The organism is Melaminivora alkalimesophila (assembly GCF_000282995.1).
Taxonomy (GTDB): Bacteria; Pseudomonadota; Gammaproteobacteria; order Burkholderiales; family Burkholderiaceae_C; genus Melaminivora; species Melaminivora alkalimesophila.
The window spans coordinates 1-4,464 of record NZ_ALEE01000192.1 but is presented as its reverse complement, the minus strand read 5'-3'; the positions used below and the strand labels follow the sequence as shown (position 1 = coordinate 4,464).

Sequence of the window (4,464 nt, the reverse complement as noted above, 5' to 3'; positions counted from 1 at the left end):
GCGCCGCCGCTGGTGGCCGAGGTGCGGCGCCTGCTGCTCGAACACCTCGAAGACCACTACCGCCTGTACGGCGAAGCGAGCGGCGTGCGCAGCGCGCGCAAGCACATCGGCTGGTACGTGCGCGCCCTGCCCGGGGGCGAGGCGCTGCGCCGGCACATCAACACCCTGGAGGACAGCCAGGCGCAATGGCAGGCCGTGGCGCACTGGTTCGACGAGCTCGGCGCGCGCATGGACCGCCTGCCGGCTGCTGCCGCCGCCTCCATCACCCACGACGGTGTTCCCGCATGACATCCGACGACCTACCCGCAGACCGCCCGCATGCCAGCGCCGGCCTGGAGCAGTGCGTGCGCGACAGCCTGCACAGCTATTTCCGCGACCTGGGGGGCGAGACCCCGGACGGCGTGTACGACATGGTCGTGCGGCTGGTGGAAAAGCCGTTGCTGGAGGTCGTCATGAGCCACGCCGACCACAACCAGTCGCGCGCCGCCCAGTGGCTGGGCCTGAACCGCAACACGCTGCGCAAGAAGCTCGCCAGCCACCAGCTGCTGTGAGCCGGCGGGTCGCATGGCGCCGCCTTCCCTGCCTTTCCGGTCCGCCTGCCCCGCGCAGCGCGGCCCATCCAGACTCTGACCATCCGAGGGATCCATGAACGCTCTGATTTCCGTCTCCGACAAGACCGGCATCGTCGAATTCGCACGCGCGCTGCACGCCATGGGCGTGCGCCTGCTGTCCACCGGCGGCACGGCCCAGCTGCTGGCGCGCGAGGGCATGCCGGTGACCGAGGTGGCCGAGCTGACCGAATTCCCGGAGATGCTCGACGGGCGCGTCAAGACGCTGCACCCGAAGGTGCACGGCGGCCTGCTGGCGCGCCGCGACGTCCCCGCGCACATGGCGGCGCTCGAGGCGCACGGCATCGGCACCATCGACCTGCTGGTGGTGAACCTCTACCCCTTCGAGGCGACGGTGGCGCGCGCCGGCTGCACGCTGGCGGAAGCCATCGAGAACATCGACATCGGCGGCCCGGCCATGGTGCGCAGCGCCGCCAAGAACTGGCAGGACGTGGGCGTGGTCACTTCGGCCGACCAGTACGCCGCGGTGCTGGCCGAGCTCAAGGAGCGCGGCAAGCTGTCGGACCGCCTGCGCTTTGCGCTCGCCGTGGCGGCCTTCAACCGCATCGCCCAGTACGACGGCGCCATCAGCGACTACCTGTCTTCGATCGACTTCGAGGAAGGCCAGCCGGCCGATGCCTACCTGCCGGTGCGCAGCCTCTTTCCCGGCCAGGTCAACGGCATCTTCACCAAGGTGCAGGACCTGCGCTACGGCGAGAACAGCCACCAGCAGGCGGCGCTCTACCGCGAGCCCAACCCGGCGCCCGGCACCATCGTCACCGGCGAGCAGCTGCAGGGCAAGGAGCTGTCCTACAACAACATCGCCGACGCCGACGCCGCCTGGGAGTGCGTGAAGAGCTTCAAGCTGCCGGCCTGCGTGATCGTCAAGCACGCCAACCCCTGCGGCGTGGCCGTGGGCACGAACGCGCTGGAAGCCTACAGCAAGGCCTTCCAGACCGACCCGACCAGTGCCTTCGGCGGCATCATCGCCTGCAACCGCGTGGTGGACGGCCCGGCCGCGCAGGCCATCGCCAAGCAGTTCGTCGAGGTGCTGATGGCGCCCGAGTTCACGCCCGAGGCGCTGGAAGTCTTCGCGGCCAAGGCCAACGTGCGGCTGATCCGCATCGCGCTGCCCCCGGTGGGCGGCCAGACGCCCTGGAGCCAGGGGCGCAACGCCCTGCACGCGCAGCGCGTGGGCTCGGGCCTGCTGCTGCAGACGGCCGACAACCACGAGCTGCAGCTGCCCGACCTGAAGGTGGTCAGCGCACGCCAGCCGACGCAGGAAGAAGTGCAGGACCTGCTGTTCGCCTGGAAGGTGGCCAAGTACGTCAAGAGCAACGCCATCGTCTTCTGCAAGGGCGGCATGACCATGGGCGTGGGCGCCGGCCAGATGAGCCGCCTGGACTCGGCGCGCATCGCCAGCATCAAGGCCCAGGCCGCGGGCCTGTCGCTGGCCGGGACGGCCGTGGCGAGCGACGCCTTCTTCCCCTTCCGCGATGGCCTGGACGTGGTGGTGGACGCGGGCGCGACCTCCATCATCCAGCCCGGCGGCTCGATGCGCGACCAGGAAGTCATCGATGCGGCCAACGAGCGCGGGGTGGCGATGGTGTTCACGGGCGTGCGCCACTTCCGCCACTGAGCGGCGGCGACGCCGGAAAGGAAGGGCCCGCGCGGGCCCTTTTTCCATGGGAGAGCGCCGGGGCCGCCGCATCGGCCACGGCGCTCTCCCGGTTCAGGAGCGCACGAGTTCGGCAAAAACCTCGCGCGCGGCCGCCACGGTGGCCTCGATGTCTTCCTCGGTGTGCGCGGCGCTCACGAAACAGGCCTCGTACAGGGCCGGCGCCACGTACACGCCGCGCCCCAGCAGCCCATGGAACAGGTGGTTGAAGCGCGGCCCGTCCGTGCGCAGCACCTGCGGGTAGTCCTGCGGCAACTGCGGCAGCAGGAAGAAGCCGAACATGCCGCCCTGGCTGTCCGTGCAAAAGGGCAGGCCGACCTCGCGCGCTGCGCCCTCCAGGCCCTGCACCAGGCTGCGCGTGCGCTCGCCCAGGCGCTCGTAGAAGCCCGGGCGCGCCACCTCGCGCAGCGTCGCCAGCCCGCAGGCCGTCGCCACCGGGTTGCCCGACAGCGTGCCCGCCTGGTAGACCGGACCCAGCGGTGCGAGCTGCTCCATGATGGCCCGCGGCCCACCGAAGGCCGCCAGCGGCATGCCGCCGCCGATCACCTTGCCCAGCACCGTCAGATCGGGCGCAAAGCCCGGGATCTGCTGGGCGTACAGACTTTGCGCGCCGCCCAGCGCCACCCGGAAGCCGGTCATGACCTCGTCGAGCACCAGCAGGGCGCCGTGCTGCGTGCACAGCTCGCGCGCGCGCTGCATGAAAGGCACGCTCGCGCGCACGAAGTTCATGTTGCCGGCGATCGGCTCCATGATCACGCAGGCGATCTCGCTGCCGTGCAGCGCAAAGGCCTCCTCCAGCTGCGCCACGTCGTTGTATTCCAGCACCAGGGTGTGCTGCACCACCTCCGGCGGTACGCCGGCGCTGGTCGCGTGCCCGAAGGTGGCCAGGCCCGAGCCGGCCTTGACCAGCAGCGAATCCGCATGGCCGTGGTAGCAGCCGTTGAACTTGACGATCTTCGGCCGCCCGGTGGCGCCGCGCGCCAGGCGGATGGCGCTCATGCCGGCCTCGGTGCCGGAGCTGACCAGCCGGAGCATCTCCATCGAAGGGACGAGCCGCAGGATTTCCTCGGCCAGCTCGACCTCGCGCTCGGTGGGCGCGCCGAAGGAAAAGCCCTCCAGCGCCGCCTTCTGCACCGCCTCGACCACCGCCGGGTGGCCATGGCCCAGGATCATCGGCCCCCAGGAGCCGATGTAGTCGATGTAGCGCTGGCCGTTGGCGTCCCACAGGTAGGCGCCCTGCGCGCGCTGGATGAAGCGCGGTGTGCCGCCCACGGCGCGGAAGGCGCGTACGGGCGAGTTCACGCCGCCGGGGATCAGCGCCTGGGCGCGCTCGAACAGGCGCTGGTTGCGGTCGTCGGCAAGGGTGTCAGTGCTGTGTGTCATGGGGTGGCATCTCGAAGCCTGCCGGGTCGGGCGGGCCGCCTGCAGGTGTGTCGTCGTCGTCTTTTTCCTCGTCGGGGCCGTCGGGCAGCTGGGCCCAGAACATGCGGTCGGGCAGCGCCTGGCCCATGCCCGGGCGAAAGCCCGCCGCCAGGCAGCCGTCCAGGTAGCCGAGCGCCTCGGCCAGCGCCTCGCCGAGGTCGCAGCCGGTAGCGACCAGGGCGGCAAGCGCCGCGCTCAGGGTGTCGCCGGCGCCGGCGAAGGACGCCTCGATGCGCTCGAAGCGCCCGCTGGCGAGCACCGCCTGGGGCGAGGCCAGCACGTTGTCGATGTGCTGCCCGCCCGGCACGGCGACGCCCGTCACCAGCAGGTAGGGCACGCCCAGCGCCTCGGCGGCCATGGCAAGGTCGCGCGGCAGCGGGTCGCGCGCGCCCTCCCAGTCGGGCAGCAGCCAGCGCGCCAACAGCGCATGGCTGCCCACCAGCACCGAGGTCTGGGGCAGCAGCAGCTCGGCGAAGGCGTCCAGGTACTGGTCGATCAGGTCCTCGCGCCACCAGGACAGGTCCGGCATGTAGGCGATCACCGGCACGCCGTCGTAGTCGGCGGCGATCTCGGCGATGCGGCCCAGCGTCTCGGGGCCGCCCACGAAGCCGACCTTGATGGCCTGCACCGGCATGTCCTCGAGCACCGCGCGCGCCTGGTCGGCCACCGCCTCGCTGTCGAGCGCGTGGTGCTCGCGGATCGCCACGCTGTCGCGCACGTAGGCGCCGGTGACCACCGCCAGCGGGTGGGCGCCGA

Annotated in this window: 5 protein-coding genes; 3 read left to right on the top strand and 2 right to left on the bottom strand. The window is 71.3% G+C overall.

Annotated elements, in window-relative coordinates; translation table 11 throughout:
- The 3 genes from A612_RS03085 to purH form a co-directional block, all read left to right on the top strand.
- On the top strand, positions 1-288 hold a 288-nt coding region (locus A612_RS03085; RefSeq protein ID WP_040435796.1), incomplete at its 5' end, for a tRNA-dihydrouridine synthase.
- Positions 285-551, top strand: a complete 267-nt coding sequence (locus A612_RS03080) for a helix-turn-helix domain-containing protein (protein ID WP_019373128.1) — start codon at positions 285-287, stop codon at positions 549-551. The genes A612_RS03085 and A612_RS03080, both read left to right, overlap by 4 nt.
- Before the next feature lie 94 nt (positions 552-645).
- On the top strand, positions 646-2,247 hold the full coding sequence (gene purH, locus A612_RS03075; protein ID WP_019373127.1) for a bifunctional phosphoribosylaminoimidazolecarboxamide formyltransferase/IMP cyclohydrolase: 1,602 nt from the start codon (positions 646-648) through the stop codon (positions 2,245-2,247).
- Between the two features lie 93 nt (positions 2,248-2,340).
- Here purH and hemL read toward each other — a convergent pair whose 3' ends face one another.
- Positions 2,341-3,669 carry a glutamate-1-semialdehyde 2,1-aminomutase gene (hemL, locus tag A612_RS03070; protein WP_019373126.1) on the bottom strand — a complete coding sequence of 443 codons (1,329 nt, stop codon included), beginning with the start codon at positions 3,667-3,669 and terminating at the stop codon, positions 2,341-2,343.
- The coding region (gene thiD / locus A612_RS03065; RefSeq protein ID WP_019373125.1) for a bifunctional hydroxymethylpyrimidine kinase/phosphomethylpyrimidine kinase at positions 3,653-4,464 on the bottom strand (812 nt) is incomplete at its 5' end. The genes thiD and hemL, both read right to left, overlap by 17 nt.

Excerpts from the sequence above, each read along its gene's own strand:
- A612_RS03080 (WP_019373128.1), top strand. The coding sequence starts at position 285 with ATGACATCCGACGACCTACCCGCAGACCGCCCGCATGCCAGCGCCGGC.
- hemL (WP_019373126.1), bottom strand. The coding sequence starts at position 3,669 with ATGACACACAGCACTGACACCCTTGCCGACGACCGCAACCAGCGCCTG.
- purH (WP_019373127.1), top strand. The coding sequence starts at position 646 with ATGAACGCTCTGATTTCCGTCTCCGACAAGACCGGCATCGTCGAATTC.